This window comes from Sphingomonas sp. IC081, from assembly GCF_006874585.1.
In the GTDB taxonomy this organism is placed as follows: Bacteria; Pseudomonadota; Alphaproteobacteria; order Sphingomonadales; family Sphingomonadaceae; genus Novosphingobium.
In genome coordinates this window covers 1,756,525-1,775,374 of record NZ_CP029761.1, presented here as the reverse complement: position 1 = coordinate 1,775,374, position 18,850 = coordinate 1,756,525, and the positions used below count along the sequence as shown (strand labels likewise).

The following is an 18,850-nucleotide window of genomic DNA, read 5'->3' as shown; positions in this document are numbered from 1 at the left end:
CCATGGGGCGCTCGGTATCCTACCCCAGCGGGGCGCATGTCGCCTTCGCGCTATGGGACGCGGGCTGGATCGAAGACGAAGACGATCCCGATACCCGCCATTTCGATCAACTCGCGGCACAGGACGATTGGGACTTCATCGTCGAGGATTTTCGGGAGCAAGTGCTCGCCCTCTATCCTTCGACATGGACCGCGAGCGGCTGGATCGGCCGCGAAGACCGTATTGTCGCCATGAACCGCTATGCCCGCTTCGGCATCTCGGAGTATTGCGGCTGCATCGCTTATTGGGTGGTCCTGCGCGACGACATCGATCCCGGTCAGGAAGGGTTGGCGCAACGCTGGATCGACCGGATCGCGGTCGGTTTCAAGAAGCGGTTCGCGACCCTCGTCCGTTTAGGCGTGTTCTCCAACGGCGAGGCTATTTTCGAACGGATTGCTGCCTGACTACGCCGCTCCCTGATCGCGTCCTTCCTACCATCTGACGACTCCATGATGCCGCCGAATCGCCACCGCTCGGCGGCGCGACCGGGCCATGGAGCGAAGGGAGAGTGATGGGGGTGCGGCGATGAGGTCGCGGCAATCCAGGAGACTCCCATGACTTTTCCCACCACGATCCAGGCCACGGTCGGCCAGTCGATCATCCATAAGGCGACGCGTCTTTTTGCTGGCTGCGTGGCCGACGCTCTCCACGAGCTTCTCCAGAATGCCCGCAGGGCGGGAGCTAGCCGTGTCGACATCCGCCGGCTCGACCAGGATCACGGCACGATCCTGCGCATCCGCGACGATGGCAGGGGCATTGCCGATCCGACGAAGCTTCTCGCGCTCGGCGACTCGGGCTGGGACAGCGACATTACTCGCAATGAGGATCCGGCAGGCATGGGGGTGTTCAGCCTCGCCGGCCGCCATGTCGTCATCCGTTCGCGCACTGACGACGCCGAGGACGGATGGCAAGTGACGATCCCGCCGCAGGCGTGGGAGAATGGGGAGCCGCTCGATCTTGTTCCGGTAGTGATCGCCAAGGGAACCGAAATCGAAATCGAAATCGAATTGTCCAAGGCATGGGCGGACGAGCTTGGACAAGCCGTGAAAAGCGCCGCACGGTTCTATCCGATTCCGGTCTTTTATGGCGAGGAGCGGCAGGCCCATGAAGGCTTTCTGAAAGAGGCCGCGTCGAAAACTGGAACGGGTGTCGCATTGGCGTTTTTCTCGACAAGCACGCGCCTCATCGCGAACAGGCCCGGATCAACTTCCACGGCCTCACCGTCCCATGCCGCCTGCCGCATGTTCATGACGCCGATGGCGGTCGGGGCTGGTATGCCAAGGTCGATGTCGTCGACGCGGGAAATCTCCAGTTTGTGCTTCCGGCACGCAAGGAAATGGTCCAAAATTCGGCGCTCGACGCCCTGCGCGAAGCCTGCGAAGCGGCGATTTTCCGCACTATCGCTCGCGAGGGCCATCATCGGCTTTCCTATACTCAATGGCTGCGTGCGCGAGACCTAGGCATCTCGCTGCCCGAGGCGGCGCCCTTCTTGCACCTCTGGACTCCCCGCATCGCCGAGACGAATGACATCTTTCCGGGTGAGCGGATCGCGGGGGAACCGATGATCATCATGCCCACGCAATCCGCGAACATAGAGCAGTGCGTCAACCGCGCGCTGAAATCCGGCGATGGTCTCGGCGGCTCGCCCGTTCGCGCGATGCCCGAATTTGCCGGATATGGCTGGTACAATGCGCTCCCCCGCGTCCTGGGCCTCTCCTTTCAGGTCGAGACGGACGACGAGACCTTCCACTATGATGAAGGTGCATCGGTTCCCGAGGACCTCAGCTCCGGACGCGTCGGCACGATCACGCTTGAGCTCGCAGCGCGGGCCACGGCGGATTCCGAGGAGCCCGCAGACATCCTCGCACTCCCTGCCGATATGCTGATCGTCCCGACCGACTGTCGCAGCGACCTCGACGACGTCGCCATCCTACTCGGCACCGACTGCGCAATCACGCCCGGCGAACTCGCCTCGCTGCTCGAAGCCTCCTGCTTCTGGCCCAATGAGGATTGTGACGCCGACAGCCATTACACCCAACAGGCAGCGTTCGAAATGCAGGCCCGCTTTGCCGCGAACATGCTGCTGCTCGGCGAGGATGCAGCGGTACTCGAGCGAGTCCGCGAGGCGATGCGCCAGCATGTCACCTGGCTGATCCCCAAGGATCGCGCGATCAGCATGCACGCGGTCAATCATCTGGTCGAGGCCGTCTTCGCGGACAATGACGACGCGCTTTCGGTCGACGCCGCCGAGTAGCCAACCTTTTCTCTTACGCATGTCCGGCGCGTCGTTTCGCGCGCCGCGTCGGGCCACGTCCACAAGGAACCGTGCCATGACCCAGAATCCACCCTTCACGAAAATCTTCGACGGCGTTGCGACGCGCGAGCAGATGTTCGAGCTGCCCGGGGGATCAAATCAAGGACACGCAGGCCCCTACGAAACCGTCGTGTCGGTCTTGTGGGATCAGGACTCGTGACGGCCTGGATCATCATCAACAGGACTGACCCCGATTTGGGATGGAATGCAGCCAACCAGACCTGGGAAGCGGACGACTACGACACCTTCTCAGACGATGAGAAGGAGAACTCACAAGATCCCGCTCTCATGCCTGCAGATGGCAAGTGGATACCCGTTCCATGGAACACCGCTTAGCCGACGCCTCCTCGCAGTCTCGAGATAACCACACCCATTCCCGAGCATTCGCTCAACACGGAGAACATCATGACCGTCCCGTCACCACTCCGGGCGCAGCTCGCTTCGTTCGACCATGCGTATTCTTTGGCGATCCGCAAATGGGAGACCACTGGACGCCCTCAGTTCGTCCTGCGCACGGGCGATCCGATTCAACCGTTCCGTGTAACGGAAGCCCGTCCGGGAAAGGACGAAGGTCTGGTCCTGCACGTCGCCTGATCACGATTCCCATCATCATGGAGGCAAGCCAATGAACGCTGCCGATCAATATCCCATCGAGCCTGGCATGTGGATCCGGACCGAGGAGGGCGAGAAGCTCTTTTTCCTGCGATACTCATCGACCGGCCATTGGGGCTTCTTTTCAGATGACCGTCATCACGCCGCACGGGAATACAAGCTCCCGCTCGCGGGCCTGAAACCCTGGCACAAGGAGCGCCGGACATGAAAACGCATCCGATGGCGAGCGGCCTTCGCGTCACGCTGACGAAGACGGAATTGCAGGCCTTGCTCAAACTGGCGCGACTCGCCGTCGATCAGCTCCCGGCCGCTCGCCATTGCGACATTCTGGCCCAGCGGCAGGTCGATGTGGCGGCAGACGTCATCAAGGGCCTCGAACTCGGTCTGACATCCGTCCAGTGGAAGCAGGCGGAAGCCAAGGCGAGACGCGAAGCGCCCAAGCGAGTGGCCGAGCGCCGCGCCGCGCGCGAGCATCACGCATTGATCGACGGCTATACCGTTTGGGGAACGCTAGGCGACTGGGCCGATCTCTCCGACGATCCCGACCAACGCCGGTGGGCTGACATGTTCTTGCCGGGGACCGAACCAAGGGAGCAAGGCGAGATTCGCCGGAACGTCTGGCGAATCTTCATCAGCAAGGGCAGCGCGGCGTCGGACGACTTCACGATTTTTCCGGGCGATTGCACCGAGACGAACGATCGCCTGGAAATCGAGCAGCTCGCACGCCGGATCATCGCCAAATATCAGGAATGACGATCCCGCGCCAGCAAGGCGGGCGCGTTCCCCGGACATGTCCTCAACCAGAACCGCAATTGCCGAGATACTAAGAAGTGCCCGACATGGAGGAGAGGAGGAGGGCTGGTGGTGCATTTATCTGGGAGTTTGCCATGACCGCTACCGGCTCTACCACGTACCATCGGCCGCCTACGCCGCCTGTGTTCATCTCCGGATCGCTTTCCATCCGGCAGCTTCCTGCTTGCGTAATGAAGCAGCTCGGCGTCATCATCGACCAGGAGCTGCCGGTCGTAATCGGCGATGCACCGGGCGCGGACGCTGCCGTCCAGCAGTTCCTCGCCGATTGCGGTGTGCGTCACGTCACCGTCTTTTGCGGCGACACGATCCCCCGGCACAATATCGGCGCATGGCCCGTCCGGCAGATCCTGGCCGACGCTGCTCCGGGCACGCGCGCCTTCCATAGCGCCAAGGATCGGGAAATGACCCGTCTCGCAGGCGCAGGTATCGTCGTCTGGGACGGTGTCAGCCAGGGCAGCCGTGCCAACATCCGGCGCTTGTGCGAACGCGGACGTCATGTCCTCGTGTATCTTCGCCCCATGGATCGCTTCGTCACCGTGGCACCGATACGGAGCGGATGGCGTTTCTGACAATCTCTAGCTGAGGTCCCTGCGGCAGGGCGGGACGTTGGTATTGCTACTTCATCATGCTTTGCCTTTTCTGACAATAGTCTCGTCGGCATATCGATCGACCCGGGGTGCAACAGTCTCTCCGGGGTCATGCGACGGCTATCATGTTGCAGCCTGTATCTGTGTCGCATGCCGCAATGGGGTCGGTTCGTATCGAAGGGTGGCGCTTCAACAACCGTTGCTCGGGGTCATCGCTGCCCCAACGTTAGAATCGAAGTCACCAGTCCCTCCGCCTCCCGGGAGGATCGTACCGTCCGACGGACGGATGGCGTAAAGCGTATTAGGCGCGTGCCGCCTGCATCATCTGGCGATGCGGCTCGACGGTCTCTGTCTTGAACTGGAAGTGGGTGCCGTCGCGCCACATGCCGAACAGGATGACGGCGAGCTTGCGGGCAACCGCCACTTTCGCCTTGTTGAACCCGACCTTCTTCGCCAGCCTGACGCCCCAGTCCTTCAATGACGAGAAGGTCTTGGTAGCGGATAGCAGCACCGTTGCTGCATTGACCATGTGCGTACGGGTCAGTCGATTGCCCATCTTGCTGATCTTGCCGTGGGTCAGGCTCTCGCCGGACTGGTACACACGCGGCGTGAGTCCGAGATAGGCAGCGACATCGTCGGCTCGCCGGAAGCGGGATGGTTCTTCGATCGCGGTGAAGAACGACAGGGCAGTGATGGCGCCGATGCCCGGTACCGCCATGAACCGCCGACATACCGGGTTGGCGGCGGCGAGCGCCTCCAGTTCGGTCTCGATCCGCACGGCATCCGCCTGGAGCCGTTCGCACAGGTCGAGCACCGGCAGGATGCGCGGCCGCAGATTGATGCCTTCCCGATCCTGGATGATCAGCAGTTGTTCGACGACACGGTCGCGATAGGTAGCCGACGACTTGGCGCCAGGCTCGACCCGCCCGCCATAGACGCGCAACAGGCCGCGGATCATGTTCTCGTTGGCCAGGCGTTGCTGAACCAGGCGGTGGCGCATGATGAGCTGGGCGCGCACCTCGAAGCAGGCAGCGCTCTTTACATAGACCTCGGTCAGATAATCGCGGCCGGTGCGCGTGATCTCGGCAATACCGCGCGCATCGTTGGTATCGGTCTTGTTGCGCTTTAGGGACAGCACCCGATGGACCTGCAACGCATCCATCACGGCGACCTGATAGCCCTGCTTGCGCAGCCCGCCGGCAAGATGCGCAGACATCGCGCCGGTCTCCATGCCGACGACCGCCACATTGGAGGTGAAGTTCTTCGCCAAGTAGCGCCCGATCTCGGTCGGGTGCGTTTTCATCGAAACCTGGTGGACGACCTTGCCGTCGCGGTCCAGCACGCACACCGATGTCGACTTGAGGCCAACATCGAGGCCGACCCAGACGCGGCCACATGCCGGGTCCACTTCCGCCGTCGCCCGGATCGCCAGGATCTCGGGGTTCGTGATCTTCTTCGTCATCGCGTCTTCTCCCTTCCATCGTGAAGCGCCATCGTGCGCCCATTTGCAGGAGAGAAAAGACCTCAGCTAAACCACAACCGGCCGCCTCGGCTGACATCGTCGCAGCATGACGCAACTTCGTCGGTTTTGCATAGCCGCCGCGAGCTTCGATCGCCCATGACAGGAACAGCACCAATGACCGGAGCCATCCGATTGTCCGCCGGCGATGTCCGACAACTGCGCGAGGTCGCCGAGGGCATCGCCCGCCGCCACAGTTCTGCCACTCGCTTTGCGATCGAGATCGCCGAGCGCGTCAACCTCACAACGGGCAATGCCGCCCTCAATATCCTCGCGATCAGCGACGATCCGGATTGGGAGGACACCGACCTCTATACGACCCATCCCTGGTCGCGCATCCGCGAGCGCCATGAGCTTGTAAACGGCCGGGTGCTGTTCGATCTCTATATCTACGAGCGACCCGGCATCGGCGAGACCGGCGATCTTGTCTGCTGCGTCCAGGCCGAACTCGACGCTCAAGGTCTCGCAGCCGTTCATGCCGACAGCGCAAAGCATGTCTGGCGCCGGGCCGACCTGTAGGCTGATCGTCCGCCGATCCAGTACTATGACCGCGATCGCGGCAGCAACCACATCTTCGGGAACCTCGCCATGCGCCTATCAGATGACCTTGCCGCTAGACGCCGCCTCTATGCCATGCCGCTGGTCACGGCCCCGGCGGTGATGGTTATCGACATTCCTCCGCACCTTGCCGGACAGGGCCTCGCGCTCGATCGCTACTATATCGTCATGATCGAGACCAACGAAGAACTTGCTGCGTTCGAAGCATTCCTCACCGCCGACCGGGACGCCCTGCGATTGCCCGATCTCCTCGATCGCAAACCCAGTTGCCGCGAAGCCAGAGCGATCGGCTTCTTCGAGTTCGCGCCTCCCGAACCGGGCTGGCCATGGATCCTGCTTTGCCACTGGCCGCGGCGCTTTGCACAGCTGTTTGGCGCCGACCCCGATGCTCTCGCGCGCGACGCCTATTCGATGGAGGCGTTTGAGGATCGGGATAGCCTGCAATCGGCGTTGAAAGCGCACATTGCTGTGTTCGGCGACCTGGCGAGCGTCAAGATCATTCCACCACTGCCCGGCACAGCCGGGCGAGCATGATTGTGCCGCCGGACATCCAACTATGGACTTTCTAATATGGTCATCCTATATGACCAGTCAGAAAACATGACCAGAAAGGCCCGCCCCATGCGTGCTGAAACTTACGGCGCAGCCGATTTCAAGACCAACTGCCTCGCGATCCTGGACCGCCTTGCACGCCGCGATCTCGATCAGGTGACGATCACCAAGCGCGGCCGCACCGTTGCGGTGCTGACGCCGCCACCCAGCTCGGCCGAGGCGGTCGAAATGCTGCATGGCTTCATGCGCGGCTCCGTTGCGGTTCCCGAAGGGGTGGATCTGCTTTCGCCCATTCTCGACGAGCCGCTGAGCGCCAGCGACGGCAAGCTGCACCAGTGACGAAGCGGAAGAAGGCCGGGCCGGCGCCCAGCGCCGTGCTGCTGGATACATGCGCGGTCATCTGGCTCGCCAACGGCGATCCGATGCCCGCCGATGTTCTGGCGGCGATCTCGCATGCGGCGCTCGCGGACGGCGTATTCGTCTCTCCCGCGTCCGCGTGGGAGGTCGGATTGTTGAGCCGCGCCCGCGGCGAGAAGCAGCCTGCCGTCTCTTTCCTGCCCGACCCTCAGAGCTGGTTCGCCCGCTTCATGGGCGGGCCGGGGATCAGAGAAGCGCCGCTTCTTCCCGAGATCGCCATCGCATCTTCGCATCTGCCCGAGCCGCTACATGGCGATCCAGCCGACAGGTTCATCATCGCGACAGCCCGTCATCATCAGATTCCGGTCGTTACGCGGGACGGCAAGATCATCGACTATGCCGCACAGGGGCACATCGACGTGATTGCCTGCTGATCAGCACGGCCTGCTAACACTCAGGTCCCTTCGAGAAGCCGCTCTCGCGCCAGATCGAGCGCATGCGACAGGCGGAATGCCACCACCTGGTCCTTCGGATCGACGAGGCACTCGAGCGCTGCCTCCATGTGCTTGATGGCGTTTTCCAATCGAGGTTCTTCGTCCGTCATGATTGCTCTCCGCTAAACCGCGCTCAGTCGGCTGGCACCCTCCATAAGGAGGATGCCGGCCCCTGAGCCGGACGAGTCGAAAACGCGAACAATAGGACGCGTGCCTGATCTTTAGCCGGAGCCTGGACATAATACAGGCCATCCGGCCGCAAAGGCATGCAGCCGACTCTATTGTTCGGAGTTTCGACGCTCCGGCCCGCCACCGGCGGACGCACATCCTCTAGCCCGATCAGGCAGCAGCTGCCAATCGGTTCGTTGCGAAATTGCCGGAGGTCGAGATCAGGTGTGCGGGTTCAGCGCGTCGACAGACGTGCCGCTTCGACCGGACGATACATGTCCGCGCGATTGCGCATCAGGCCGGTGAGCCAGACGAGGTCGCTTGCGGCATCAGCCAGAGGCAGCTCGGCCACCGCATGGAACAGACCGCGCTGGTAGGGCGAGGCACGATCTAGGATCCCGGCGAGACGCTCGCGCGCGGGACTGTCCGGATCGGTGATGTCCGCATTGTCTTCGCGAGCCGCCTCGAGAAAGGTTTCGGCCAGCTCCTGGACTTCGTAGTAGCCCGAATCCAGACCTTCCCCAAGGGCGATGGCCGCGATCTGGCTGCGCACGCCCGGAAGATCGGGATCATTGACCGCATCGATCAAAGGCAGATTGAAATCGAAACCGGCGAGATAGTCCGCGATCATGGGGAGATATCCTTTCTCCCATTTACTAGAACATAGGAGGAACGTATTCAAGCCCCAAACCTCTTGAGGTACGACAGGACTATCATCATGCTTTCTTCTTCCGCATGGGCCGCCCGCACCGGCCGTCATCCCGCGCCGTGATCATGGCGGCCGCGCCCCTACGCCTCCATGGCCATCTGCGCCGCAACGCGCGCGGGTTCCTCCTCGAAATGGACGACGGCCACGTCTGGCGGCTCAAGGGCGCGCAGGATTTCCCGCCGCTTCTGGACACCGCCGTCATCGTCGAGGCACGCAAGGCCAGCAGCAGCCTCCTCGACGTTCTCTGGCTCGGGCCAGCGTAGCGGTCCCAGCGGCGCGCTGCGTTCTACCCCTCCGGCGTCGCGTTTGTGGCGAGGGCCAGCGGACCTCGGCGAGGACGCCTCGGCCCGCAATCAGCGTCGGACGAGGTCTGTCATCCCATCCTGCGCCGCCCTCGCAGGGTCTCGGCGTGCCAGGGCTGGTCCGGGCAAGCAAGGGCTGCCTCCACCCAAGCTCCGGTAGAAGAAAATGGGCCTGCCGACAGGATTATCTGATCCAAAGGGGTCGGCAGGCCCATTTTCTTCAACCTCCACTAGGACGCAGCGCGACGTCCCTTGCTTGCCCGGACCAGCCCTGACCCTTGAGCCCCGGCGACGGCGGCTCCGGATGGGATGACAGACAGGCCCCGTCGCGTCCTCCGCTGATCAGGAAGGAATGGCTTCGCCATGCTTTTCTTTGTTCGGGCCGCTACCGCGGCCATTTTCTTGGCTCTGGCTCACCAAATAGGATGAAATTCTGTCAAGAAAACAATGCGATATACTCAATAAAGGGGAGGGGGTATAAGTATAAGTGCAGATGGGGATTGGCCCCGGACGCACTTATAGGAGTAAAGGCAATGAATATCGGTGAGTTTAACTTGAAGAAGGGCCGTGTCGTCGGGTGGATTGCTACCCGCACAATCGACCTGCCCAAGCTGGCCTTGCGTCCGGTGGAAAGCGAAAACGAACTGGCCCCCGCTTATGAGATCATCGCTCCCAATGTCGGCGGCCGCGTCGTGCAAGTCGGCGCGCTCTGGGAAGCCGTCGCCAAGCGGACCGGCGAAGTCTTCTATCAAGGCAATGTCGATGATCCTTCCATGCCCGAAGCACTGCCTATCGCGCTTTTCGGCTCGATTGAGGAAGGCTTCCGCGTGGCATGGCGCAGGCAGGAACGCGACGATTTTGGACCTGCCGTCCGCACGTCGCGCAACGATGCGCCTTCCGGTCCCAGCCGTGGCGACGATTACGGCTTCGGGGACAGCACAGCCAATGAAAACGGCGAACTGTCCAGCCAAAGCGCCGCCGCCGATCTGGACGATGAAGTCCAGTTCTAGGCGCTAGGCCAAGACGGGCCGGGGGGGCGCTGGAACGCTTCCCCGGACCCTGACCGATCATCGAGCATCAGGAGTCACACCCATGAGCAAGAAATCAGCTAGAAAGGCCGTTAGCACATTTGCCGACTTGCCGGAACTTATCGCGGAGGAAACCGCAACGCCCGAATTTGAAGCGTCGTTCGGAGACCCGATGCCGCTTTCGATCATCGAGCACGGCGACGAACCGGGCGAACATGACATGCCCGAACCGTTCGCCGCGCAGAAGACTTGCGGCGAGCTTATGACCTCGCTCTATCTCCTCTTGACGGACACGCGGCTTGACCCGCTCGCCCCGGATATTGCTTGGGGCATCGTCAATTCCTTCCACTTTGTCGCCGGAACACTGCAACGGCGCGAGGATAGCTTGGCCGATAAAATCCGCGACATGACGCGGCGCATGGAACCGGGCGAGGTATTCAACAAGGAACTGGAGGATTTGCAGCTTCAATGCCAATCCGTCATTGAACAGCGCGCCGCCGTGGAAACCATGCGCGACTATGCCGCCGCCATGTATCGCGCTTGCTGGCGCAAGGCTTGGTCCCCTAGCAAGGGCAGCAAGGCGTCATCCGTCACGACCGCAAGCTATATCAGCGCGGTTGACTTCCTGCGCGAACGCGCCCTTGCCAAGCGCGAGAAATACCAGCCCGACGGCCTAGTCGTCGTGTCTTCCGGCCCCGCTATCTGGGACGACTGGCAACCGATCTGGACCACGATGAGCGCAATCAAGCAGCGGACGCCGCGAATGGTTGTCGTCACCACGGGACAGCGCACGGGATGGGATGCCATCGTTGCGGCATGGTGCGCGCGTGAAGGCGTGCCCTTGGTCGCCTATGCTCTAACCGGACGTGGCAAGGCAGCGTTTGCCCGTAATCGCAAGATTGGTGAACTCGACATTTCCGAAGCCGTGCTAGGCGAAGGATCGGGCATTCAGGCGAACCTCTATCAGATGCTCCGCAAGAAGGGCGTTCCTATTCACGCCTTCCGCAAGCCCGCCGATGCCCCCAAGCCGCGCAAGCCGGAGGCATCCGGCGAATATTCCTTCAGGCGAGCGCGGCGCTACGCCTGACACGAGACGGCGCGGCGCCTTCCCCAAGCGCCGCGCCACCCATCACAGCAGACCCGCCAAGGCTGGCGCGCTTTCCAGCGCGCTGGCCTTTTTTCGTGCCACCGGCCGCCGCCGCGCCTGACGGCGCGGCGGCGGGGGAACCCGAAAGGGGAAGAGCCGACAGTCTCACGCCCCCGCGCCGGGAACGGCAGTCGCGCCGCCATCCCCCTTCGCAGGCAATGACGCGGCTGGCGATTTCCCCGAGCGGGCGGCATCGGACACAGCCGACGCCCCCTTGAGCGCAGCCAGCGCGGCAGCGCCGCCGAGCCGCAGCACATGGCCGACCAGATCGCGAAACTCGCGTTCGGTTACCTGCAAATCCTCGACCGGCAGCGCCGTGACGATCGCCGCATAGCGATCACGCAGCCGCTTGCGCGTTGCGGCGATCTCACCGGCAAGCTTTTTCTCGCGCTCGACCAGATCGGCGAGCTTATCGCGTTCAGACATTTTCGGCATGACCAGTTTCCTTGTTCAGGCTGGCCCGCTCGTCACGCCCGCCTTGTCGCACAGGCGCACCCGCGCCACAAGCGACCCCGCCGCCAAGCGCGGCCAAACTCCCCCACATCGACCGACACCGCATAGGGTGCGCCCGGCAGCGGTAGAGAAGACGCAGCGACGCCGTCGCTGCGAGGCAAGCGACGCACTCGCTTCGCGGTTTGTATTGCACCGTACGCACGGGTGCTGTGGCCGAAAACGGCCCTGTAATCAGTGCCTTGCGCTGGCAGACGCGTCAGCCAAAAAACCACAAAAGTGGCTGACACGTCTGCCGCCCCAGAAAGCGGCGTCCCAAACCCCCAGCATTTCCGCCGTTTTCTGCTGGCAGACGCGTCTGCCACGTCGATTTTATTGTGATTGCCGTCCATCCGCGCTATATTGCGGCTGCGTCGTGATCTCCTTGCCGAAGCTCCTGATGGAGCGCCCACGTTGGCAAGGATCACAATCCGGATAGACGATGCGCTTTGCGAGCGGCTGCAGCGCCGTGCTCGTAAAGTCGGCATCAGCGTTGCCGAACTCCTCCGCCCTGCGATCGACCAGGCCGCCGACCCTCGCGGCGGCTACGTCTATACGACGCAGGACGAAATCCTCTCCTGCGTCATACAGACACTCTCGATCGTCGCGGCATCGGTACGCCGTCGGTCGCCCGAAGCGCTCGAGCAGGGCATGGCCGACGCCAAAGCGTTGCTCGAAGCGAAGGGCCTGCTCGGGCCGGAGGACCAGCCATGAGCGGGCGTGGGGATACCCCCGTCACGGGCGCGCTTGTCGGCTCCCTGTCCCCCACTAGAGGCTCCTGCCACGGTGGCGATGGCGGCGATCGCTTCCTTCTGCCGTCCGGGTCTCACCCCGAACTGAAGGATCAGGCGGTCCCGGATGCCTCTGTTCGGGGGAGGGCGCAATCATGAGCATCTTCCGTAACGACACATTGGGCTCATGGACCCGCGGTGGTCAGGCGATCGTCCACAATGTCAGGATGACCACCCAGGTCTTCTTCCAGACCGTGGTCGCGGGGATCGTCCTGTGGGCGATGGGGACTGGCTGGTATGCCTTCGAGAAGTCGAGCGAGTATCAGCGTTTCGTTCTGGTCAAGATGGCGGAGGCCAGCTTCAAGGCCGATACCGCGCGAGGAACCAGTGACCCCATGCTGTTCCGCACCCCGGACGGTCGGGAATATTGGACGTCGGCCGACGCCCTTATCGAATCCCGCGTCGGTAAGAAGGCGCTCGGTAAACTCGAAACCGACCTCATCCATGGGGCGGCCATTGCCGGTATGGGGGCACTCGCCGCGCTGGTTTTCGCCTGGTTCTATTTTACCCGGACAGGACGCGGCCTCGGGTCCAACGAATATATTCGCGGCGCCCGCTTTGGGACGATCTCGGAAGTCCGCCGTGCTCTCCGGGGGCAGAAGAAAGGGGCGCTCAACATCGGCGGCGTCGCGGTGCCAGAGGCCTTCGAGCCGGAGCATATCCTGCTTGTCGGCGCCCCCGGCACGGGGAAAACCAACCTCATCACCACCATGCTCGCTGGGATCCGCAAGCAGGGCAAGCGGGCCATCGTCTATGACACCGCCGGGAGCTTCGTCGAGAAATTCTACCGCCCCGGACGCGACATCCTCCTTAACCCGCTGGACAAGCGCACTGACATCTGGAGCCCCTGGGTCGATGTCCCGCAGGAGTATCACTACGACCAGATCGCGGAATCTACCATCCCCGACAAGCATGGCGATCCCTTCTGGTCGAAGGCAGCACGCGGTACGCTGGTCGCGGTCCTGCGCAAGCTTGCCCGGCAGAAGCACACCCTCATCTCGATCCTGCTCGACCGCGTGCTCCGCTCCCCGGTCGCGGACCTCGCCGCCTATGTGAAGGGCACTGATGCCGCCGCGTTCATCTCCTCGGAAGGGGAGCGCACTTCTGCCGGCGTCCAGGCCGAGCTCGCCTCGGTCATGCGCAGTTTCTCCTATCTTGACGATACGGTGGACGGTTTCTCGATCCGTAAATGGGTCGAGGACGAGAAGGACGACAGCTGGCTGTTCGTGACCGTCAAGGCCGACCAGCTTCCCTCGCTGCGTCCCCTCATCACCGTCTGGCTCGATATCGCGATCAGCGCGATCATGAGCCTTACGCCCGATCGCAACCGGCGGCTCTATTGCGTGATCGACGAGTTGCCGACGCTTCAGAAGCTTCCTTCGCTATCCGACTTCCTGGCCCGTGCGCGCAAATATGGGGGCTGCGGCATATTGGGGTTCCAGTCCTATCCCCAGCTCAATGCCACCTACGGCAAGGAGGATGCCGCCGCCATCACCGGCTACTGCTCGACCTGGGTGGCGCTCCGGGCCAACGATTCCGATACCTCGGAACTCATCTCCAAGAATCTCGGCCGGGTCGAGCAAGTCGAGGCGAACGAGGGCATGTCCTACGGCGTCAACGACATGCGCGACGGGGTGAACTTAAGCCGTATGCAGGTGACCCGCCCGCTGGTGATGGACACCGAGGTCAACCACCTGCCCAACCTTTCGGGGTTTCTCCGGTTCGGTCGCAACCTCCCCGTCGTGCGCTTCACTGATCGCTTCAATCTCCTGCCAACGGTCGCACCCGCCTTCATCGAACGGAACGAACCGCCCAAGCGACTGCCGATCGGCGAGAAGATCATATGCGAGACACGGAAAAGTCGCCGGGCGGCGCAAGCACGACAAACGGCCGCTAGGAAAGGAGAGGCTTCATCGGACCAAGGCGCAAGACCGACACCCGGGAAGCCGCAGGGCGACTTTTTCAACCGCCCGAACGATCCTCCACCCGTGGACGAGACGACCGGTGTGCCGATCCCCGAAGAGGCGGCCGGTCACGACAAAAGCACAATACCTCCGGATCATCCTGATCCCGACATGGGCGAGGGCGATTTGCCGATCGAGGACCATGCTGATGCGGACGACGTGGTCGCGACGCCCATCCCACTGCTGGGCGCGCGGCGGGGGACCCTTCGCGTATCGCTCGATAGCCATGGCCGGTCCGAAGGACCGCGCGAGAAGGCGAAGCCGGCATGATACATCCCCGCCGTCTCAAGGGCACGGCCGCCAATATCAGCCGCTACTATACGATCGGCGACTATTATACCAAGGGCGGCGACGAACCGTCTGAATGGGGTGGCAAGCTTGCTCCCGGTCTCGGCCTGTCGGGCAAGGTCGATCCCAAACAGTTCGAGGAACTGCTGGCCGGCAAGGTCGGCGACCAGCAACTCGGTCGGCGCCGCAAGGAAGGTATCCAGCACCATCCCGGCTGGGACTTCAACATCAGCGCCCCCAAGTCGATCTCGATCCTGGCGCTGGTGACGGGCGACGAGCGGATCATCGCAGCGCATGAACGGGCGGTTGGCGTCGCGCTGGCCCATCTTGAAGAGCATGCCGAACTGCGCCGCCGCGTCGAGGGCGAGATCGTCCATGAAACGACCGGCCGGCTTCTCTTCGCCCGCTTCACCGAACATGCGAGCCGCGACCTCGATCCGCACCTTCATACCCATGTCGTCGTCCTCAACATGACCAACCATCTTCGTGGCGACCGGATGTCGAGCCTCGAGACGCGTTCGATGTTCGCGGAACAGCTCGTTACTGGGCAGATTTATCGCAACGAACTAGCCCATGACGTGCGTGAGCTCGGTCACGAGATTGTGTTCGATCCGCGCCGCGGTCTGTTCGAGGTAGCCGGCGTCCCCGGCGAAATGATCCGCGAATATTCGCAGCGGGCAGAGGAGATAAACGCCCATGCGAAGGAACATTGCCTCACCGGACAGGCTGCTCGGCGCATATCCTTCTTCGAGACGCGCAAAGCCAAGGAAAAGATCGGACTGGAGGACCTCCAGGAGCGGTGGAACAAACGTGCCGAACCCTGGCGCGAGGATCTCGACAAGCTCCTGGCGGCCGTCGCGGAGCGCGGCGAACGCACGATCGAGACTGATCCGGGCGTCGCCCGCCGCGCTGCGCTATTCGGAATCCGGCAAAGCGAGACGCGTGAAGCGGTCAACAATATCGGGCGGCTGTACCGCACCGCGCTCGCCTCCCATGTCGGTGAGGTCCGGTTCGGTGACGTGCGTCCGATATTCGATGCTCAGGAAGCCGATCGCAAGCTGCTCCGCACAGTACGCCAGACCGGCGATCAACCGCTTCCACGGGGACGCTCGTCGCGGCGGACCGCGAAACTGGAACTGGCCCTGTCGGAACATCTATCGCTCGCCATGGGCGATGCCTCTCCCGTCGCCAGCTCCGAGCGGCTGGCAGAGGCCGCGGTTGCTGCCGGTCTGACGCAAGAGCAGGCGCGCGCGCTCGAAGGGATCGGTACGGGCAACAACCGTCTTGTCGCGATCCACGGCGTCGCGGGCGCAGGAAAATCGACCCTGGTCGGCGCGCTGGTCGATGCGACCCGCGACGATTACATGACAATCGCACTTGCGCCGACGTCTTCGGCAGCGGCAGAACTGGGTAACCAGGCAAATATCGAATCCCGCACGGTCGCCTCACTGCTCGCCGGTGGCGGCCATAATATCACCGACAGGCATATTCTTGTGCTCGACGAGGCGGGCCAGCTCGGTAACCGTCAGGCATTGCGCATCCTGGAGATCAGCCGCGCGACCGGCGCGAGGCTCATCCTGCTTGGCGACAACAAGCAGACCGGTGCGATCGAGCAGGGCAAGGCGTTCTGGCTCCTTCAGCAGCTGGGACTGCCCACCAGTCAACTTCTCGATCCCATGCGCCAGCAAACCAGGACGACGAAAGAGTCGGTGGCGATGGCGCGCAAGGGCGACTATGCGGCTTCGCTTGCCGCGCTCGATCGTGTGAACACCGGGGAGACCGCAGAGGCTCTCGCCAAGGATATCGTCGTCGAGTGGACCCGGCTGCGGCCCGCTGCGCGCAATGCCACCAATATCCTTGTGCTCGACAATGCGACCCGGTTGATCGTCAACAGCCACATCCGCGAAGTGCTGAAACGCGAGGGCGCGGTCGCGGCCAATGATCACCGGCTCGAAGTCCTGACGCCGGCGGGCATGACAGATCAGGAAAAGCAGATCGCCCGCTTCTACACTGAAGGCCAGGTGCTCAAGTTTGCGCGCGACTACGCGGGTCTCGGAATCGCCCGGGACGCGGAATATCGCGTGGTCGGGATTGGGCGGAATAATAATGGCCGCCAGGTCGTGCGCCTGGCCGACGAGCATGGCCGTCAGATTGAATGGAATCCCCGGCTTGGCAAAGCGGCGCACGTCAACGTCTTCCTGACCGAGCAGCGCCAGCTCGGCGAGGGGGACCGCATCCAGTGGCGGCTCGTCAACAAGGATATCGGCGTCAAGAACGCCGAGCGTGGCACTGTGTTGGCCTTCGACGGGACGATTGCCACTATCAAATGGGACCGCGGCGAGCGTGTGCAGGATGTGGACCTGTCCGCTCATAGGACCTGGGACCACGGCTACGCGGAAACTGTCTATTCCTCCCAGTCGAAAAGCTACCCGCGGACCTATGTGCTGGCGCCGGTCGAATCCGGTCTGGTCAACGGCCAGAACTATTACACTGCGATCACCCGCGCTCGCTATGGTGTGAAGCTGTGGACCGAGGATGTGACACGTCTTGCGGCCAAGCTGGCGTCGCGCTCGGGCGAGAAGACCTCGACGCTCGAAGGGCTTGGCCGGCTCAAGGCCGACAGCCACAAGCAGCGGGGCGCGCGCCACAAGGAACGCCACGATCGGTCGCGCGAGGCGAATGCCCGCGAACGGGACGAACGCAACGCCGAGCGCGAACAGCGCCGGCAGGGGCGGGGTAACACAGGCCCGCCGGGCTTCGCTGACAGCCTTGCCAGTCGCGCGCAAGAGGCTGCCGTTTTGGTCGACCGCTTCCTGCGCGGCACTCTCGATCGCGATCGCGCGCCCGAATCCACCGAGCGTGGCAGCGCGCCCCATCATGTTCACCAGCCAGCACCTCAACCGCAGCATGACCATGGCGATCATGGCAGCGGACACGACCGATAGGAGGGTTACCCATGAATCTGAATCTTGTTCTCATTCTGATCCTCTGCACCGCACTGCTGGCGCTTCTCTTTCGTCACGACCGCATCCCCATCCGCCATCGATGGCGACGGCGGCAGGCCCGGGAGATGTGCGAGCAACTGCGGGGGCGGGACCGCGATCAGCCGGTCGCGCTCCATTATGCGCGGTTCCGCGCCATGGACCCGCTCGCGTTCGAGGAGTTGCTGCTCGAAGCCTTCGAGCGGCGCGGGCACCGCGTCATCCGCAATTGCCGCTATACGGGTGACGGCGGCGTCGACGGCGAAGTCATCATCGATGGAATACGCTTCCTGATCCAGGCCAAGCGCTACAAAGACGCCATCAGGCCCGAACATGTCTGGGACTTTGCCCAGCTCTGCGCCACCAGAAGGCAGCGCGGCCTGTTCATTCATACCGGCCGCACCGGCGGGATGAGTCGCGCCGTTGTCGATGGTGCGACGGGTATCCAGATCGTGTCAGGCCAGAAACTGCTCGCCCTGTTGACGGGGGCGCCGTTCTTACCTGACCTGTGTGAACCTCGTCGCCCCAGAGAAACCATCGCTTTCAGGCGGACGTCGTCATGAACGCGCTGTCCTGCTCACGATCGCAGCGACCCCGCTATTATATCGGCATCGCCTCGCTTTTGTCGCTCTCGCTTGTTCTCGCGCCAACGCCCGCACTGGCACAGCGTGGAGGATCGGCGGAGGCGGCCGAGCTCGCGCGCTGCATCCGCATTGCTGCGCGGGGCTATGGCTGGCTCGAAAAGACCCTCTGGGGACTGCGCAAGCAGGAGGCGGGCTGGATCGGAGCCGAAATCGCCAACACCAACGGAACGCATGACCTGGGACCGCTCCAGATCAACTCATGGTGGGTGCCCCGCATCGCCCGCCTCATCGGCAGGTCCGAGCATCAGGTCCGCCATTGGCTGCGCTACGATGCCTGCTTCAATGTCGAAGCGGCGCGCTGGATATTCATCTCCGGACTGGAGGCTACAGGCGACTATTGGAAGGCCATCGGCACTTATCACAGCCCCACCGCCTGGCGACAGCGGGCCTATGCAACAAAGGTCGCAACCCACATGCGCGTGAGGTTCGGACCGAAGGTGTTCGCAGCAACCGGTATCGACGCACCGAGATAGGGGCGACGAGAAGCGGGAACC

General features: G+C 62.9%; 25 protein-coding genes. 21 read left to right on the top strand and 4 right to left on the bottom strand.

What is annotated here, in order from left to right; genetic code table 11:
* Nucleotides 1-2: 2 nt before the first annotated feature.
* From DM450_RS08620 to DM450_RS08585, 9 genes are all read left to right on the top strand, one after another.
* Nucleotides 3-443 (top strand): hypothetical protein, encoded by a 441-nt coding sequence (locus tag DM450_RS08620; protein ID WP_021243936.1) that lies wholly within the window; start codon nucleotides 3-5, stop codon nucleotides 441-443.
* 150 nt (nucleotides 444-593) lie between these two features.
* A complete protein-coding gene (locus DM450_RS26175) occupies nucleotides 594-1,499 on the top strand; it encodes a hypothetical protein (protein ID WP_260610339.1) in 906 nt (301 codons plus the stop codon).
* Between the two features lie 110 nt (nucleotides 1,500-1,609).
* A complete protein-coding gene (locus DM450_RS26170) occupies nucleotides 1,610-2,293 on the top strand; it encodes a hypothetical protein (protein ID WP_260610338.1) in 684 nt (227 codons plus the stop codon).
* A 76-nt stretch (nucleotides 2,294-2,369) separates the two neighbouring features.
* Nucleotides 2,370-2,513 (top strand): DUF1419 domain-containing protein, encoded by a 144-nt coding sequence (locus tag DM450_RS26165; RefSeq protein ID WP_021243937.1) that lies wholly within the window; start codon nucleotides 2,370-2,372, stop codon nucleotides 2,511-2,513.
* Nucleotides 2,510-2,689: a hypothetical protein gene (locus tag DM450_RS08605; RefSeq protein ID WP_021243938.1), complete on the top strand. Its 180-nt coding sequence runs from the start codon at nucleotides 2,510-2,512 to the stop codon at nucleotides 2,687-2,689. The genes DM450_RS26165 and DM450_RS08605 overlap by 4 nt, the downstream gene beginning before the upstream one ends.
* A 69-nt stretch (nucleotides 2,690-2,758) precedes the next feature.
* Nucleotides 2,759-2,947 (top strand): hypothetical protein, encoded by a 189-nt coding sequence (locus DM450_RS08600; RefSeq protein ID WP_059140294.1) that lies wholly within the window; start codon nucleotides 2,759-2,761, stop codon nucleotides 2,945-2,947.
* 31 nt (nucleotides 2,948-2,978) lie between these two features.
* Nucleotides 2,979-3,173: a hypothetical protein gene (locus tag DM450_RS08595; protein ID WP_021243939.1), complete on the top strand. Its 195-nt coding sequence runs from the start codon at nucleotides 2,979-2,981 to the stop codon at nucleotides 3,171-3,173.
* Nucleotides 3,170-3,718, top strand: coding sequence for a hypothetical protein (locus DM450_RS08590; protein ID WP_021243940.1), 549 nt, complete (start codon nucleotides 3,170-3,172; stop codon nucleotides 3,716-3,718). Before DM450_RS08595 ends, DM450_RS08590 begins: the two co-directional genes overlap by 4 nt.
* Before the next feature lie 134 nt (nucleotides 3,719-3,852).
* Nucleotides 3,853-4,347: a hypothetical protein gene (locus DM450_RS08585; protein ID WP_142634079.1), complete on the top strand. Its 495-nt coding sequence runs from the start codon at nucleotides 3,853-3,855 to the stop codon at nucleotides 4,345-4,347.
* Nucleotides 4,348-4,666: 319 nt separating this feature from the next.
* Here the strand turns inward: DM450_RS08585 and DM450_RS08580 are convergent, their stop codons facing one another.
* On the bottom strand, nucleotides 4,667-5,827 hold the full coding sequence (locus DM450_RS08580; protein ID WP_081331662.1) for an IS110 family transposase: 1,161 nt from the start codon (nucleotides 5,825-5,827) through the stop codon (nucleotides 4,667-4,669).
* A gap of 174 nt (nucleotides 5,828-6,001) precedes the next feature.
* Here DM450_RS08580 and DM450_RS08575 point away from each other — a divergent pair, with 174 nt between their 5' ends.
* The 4 genes from DM450_RS08575 (at nucleotide 6,002) to DM450_RS08560 (ending at nucleotide 7,785) form a co-directional block, all read left to right on the top strand.
* A complete protein-coding gene (locus tag DM450_RS08575; protein WP_021243942.1) occupies nucleotides 6,002-6,403 on the top strand; it encodes a hypothetical protein in 402 nt (133 codons plus the stop codon).
* A gap of 69 nt (nucleotides 6,404-6,472) precedes the next feature.
* Nucleotides 6,473-6,976 (top strand): hypothetical protein, encoded by a 504-nt coding sequence (locus DM450_RS08570; RefSeq protein ID WP_031290664.1) that lies wholly within the window; start codon nucleotides 6,473-6,475, stop codon nucleotides 6,974-6,976.
* An 87-nt stretch (nucleotides 6,977-7,063) separates the two neighbouring features.
* On the top strand, nucleotides 7,064-7,333 hold the full coding sequence (locus tag DM450_RS08565) for a type II toxin-antitoxin system Phd/YefM family antitoxin (RefSeq protein ID WP_051187071.1): 270 nt from the start codon (nucleotides 7,064-7,066) through the stop codon (nucleotides 7,331-7,333).
* Nucleotides 7,330-7,785 carry a type II toxin-antitoxin system VapC family toxin gene (locus DM450_RS08560; RefSeq protein ID WP_021243945.1) on the top strand — a complete coding sequence of 152 codons (456 nt, stop codon included), beginning with the start codon at nucleotides 7,330-7,332 and terminating at the stop codon, nucleotides 7,783-7,785. Before DM450_RS08565 ends, DM450_RS08560 begins: the two co-directional genes overlap by 4 nt.
* A gap of 20 nt (nucleotides 7,786-7,805) precedes the next feature.
* Here DM450_RS08560 and DM450_RS25795 read toward each other — a convergent pair whose 3' ends face one another.
* The gene (locus DM450_RS25795; protein ID WP_021243946.1) at nucleotides 7,806-7,955 is read right to left on the bottom strand and encodes a hypothetical protein; all 150 of its coding nucleotides are present in this window, start codon (nucleotides 7,953-7,955) and stop codon (nucleotides 7,806-7,808) included.
* 293 nt (nucleotides 7,956-8,248) lie between these two features.
* The gene (locus DM450_RS08555) at nucleotides 8,249-8,644 is read right to left on the bottom strand and encodes a hypothetical protein (protein WP_021243947.1); all 396 of its coding nucleotides are present in this window, start codon (nucleotides 8,642-8,644) and stop codon (nucleotides 8,249-8,251) included.
* 143 nt (nucleotides 8,645-8,787) lie between these two features.
* Here DM450_RS08555 and DM450_RS08550 point away from each other — a divergent pair, with 143 nt between their 5' ends.
* From DM450_RS08550 to DM450_RS08540, 3 genes are all read left to right on the top strand, one after another.
* The gene (locus DM450_RS08550) at nucleotides 8,788-8,985 is read left to right on the top strand and encodes a DUF5818 domain-containing protein (RefSeq protein ID WP_142634077.1); all 198 of its coding nucleotides are present in this window, start codon (nucleotides 8,788-8,790) and stop codon (nucleotides 8,983-8,985) included.
* Between the two features lie 572 nt (nucleotides 8,986-9,557).
* On the top strand, nucleotides 9,558-10,034 hold the full coding sequence (locus DM450_RS08545) for a DUF736 domain-containing protein (RefSeq protein WP_021243949.1): 477 nt from the start codon (nucleotides 9,558-9,560) through the stop codon (nucleotides 10,032-10,034).
* Nucleotides 10,035-10,116: 82 nt separating this feature from the next.
* The gene (locus tag DM450_RS08540) at nucleotides 10,117-11,139 is read left to right on the top strand and encodes an SLOG family protein (RefSeq protein WP_031290669.1); all 1,023 of its coding nucleotides are present in this window, start codon (nucleotides 10,117-10,119) and stop codon (nucleotides 11,137-11,139) included.
* Between the two features lie 165 nt (nucleotides 11,140-11,304).
* Here DM450_RS08540 and DM450_RS08535 read toward each other — a convergent pair whose 3' ends face one another.
* Nucleotides 11,305-11,634 (bottom strand): hypothetical protein, encoded by a 330-nt coding sequence (locus tag DM450_RS08535; protein ID WP_021243951.1) that lies wholly within the window; start codon nucleotides 11,632-11,634, stop codon nucleotides 11,305-11,307.
* A gap of 468 nt (nucleotides 11,635-12,102) precedes the next feature.
* Between DM450_RS08535 and DM450_RS08530 the strand changes: the two genes are divergently transcribed.
* From DM450_RS08530 to DM450_RS08510, 5 genes are all read left to right on the top strand, one after another.
* On the top strand, nucleotides 12,103-12,402 hold the full coding sequence (locus DM450_RS08530; protein WP_048575782.1) for a CopG family transcriptional regulator: 300 nt from the start codon (nucleotides 12,103-12,105) through the stop codon (nucleotides 12,400-12,402).
* A gap of 172 nt (nucleotides 12,403-12,574) precedes the next feature.
* On the top strand, nucleotides 12,575-14,713 hold the full coding sequence (locus DM450_RS08525; RefSeq protein WP_048575781.1) for a type IV secretion system DNA-binding domain-containing protein: 2,139 nt from the start codon (nucleotides 12,575-12,577) through the stop codon (nucleotides 14,711-14,713).
* Nucleotides 14,710-17,676, top strand: a complete 2,967-nt coding sequence (gene mobF, locus DM450_RS08520) for a MobF family relaxase (protein ID WP_066519823.1) — start codon at nucleotides 14,710-14,712, stop codon at nucleotides 17,674-17,676. The genes DM450_RS08525 and mobF overlap by 4 nt, the downstream gene beginning before the upstream one ends.
* 11 nt (nucleotides 17,677-17,687) lie before the next feature.
* Nucleotides 17,688-18,275, top strand: coding sequence for a restriction endonuclease (locus DM450_RS08515; RefSeq protein ID WP_048575779.1), 588 nt, complete (start codon nucleotides 17,688-17,690; stop codon nucleotides 18,273-18,275).
* Nucleotides 18,272-18,829, top strand: coding sequence for a lytic transglycosylase domain-containing protein (locus tag DM450_RS08510; protein WP_048575778.1), 558 nt, complete (start codon nucleotides 18,272-18,274; stop codon nucleotides 18,827-18,829). Before DM450_RS08515 ends, DM450_RS08510 begins: the two co-directional genes overlap by 4 nt.
* Nucleotides 18,830-18,850: the final 21 nt, after the last annotated feature.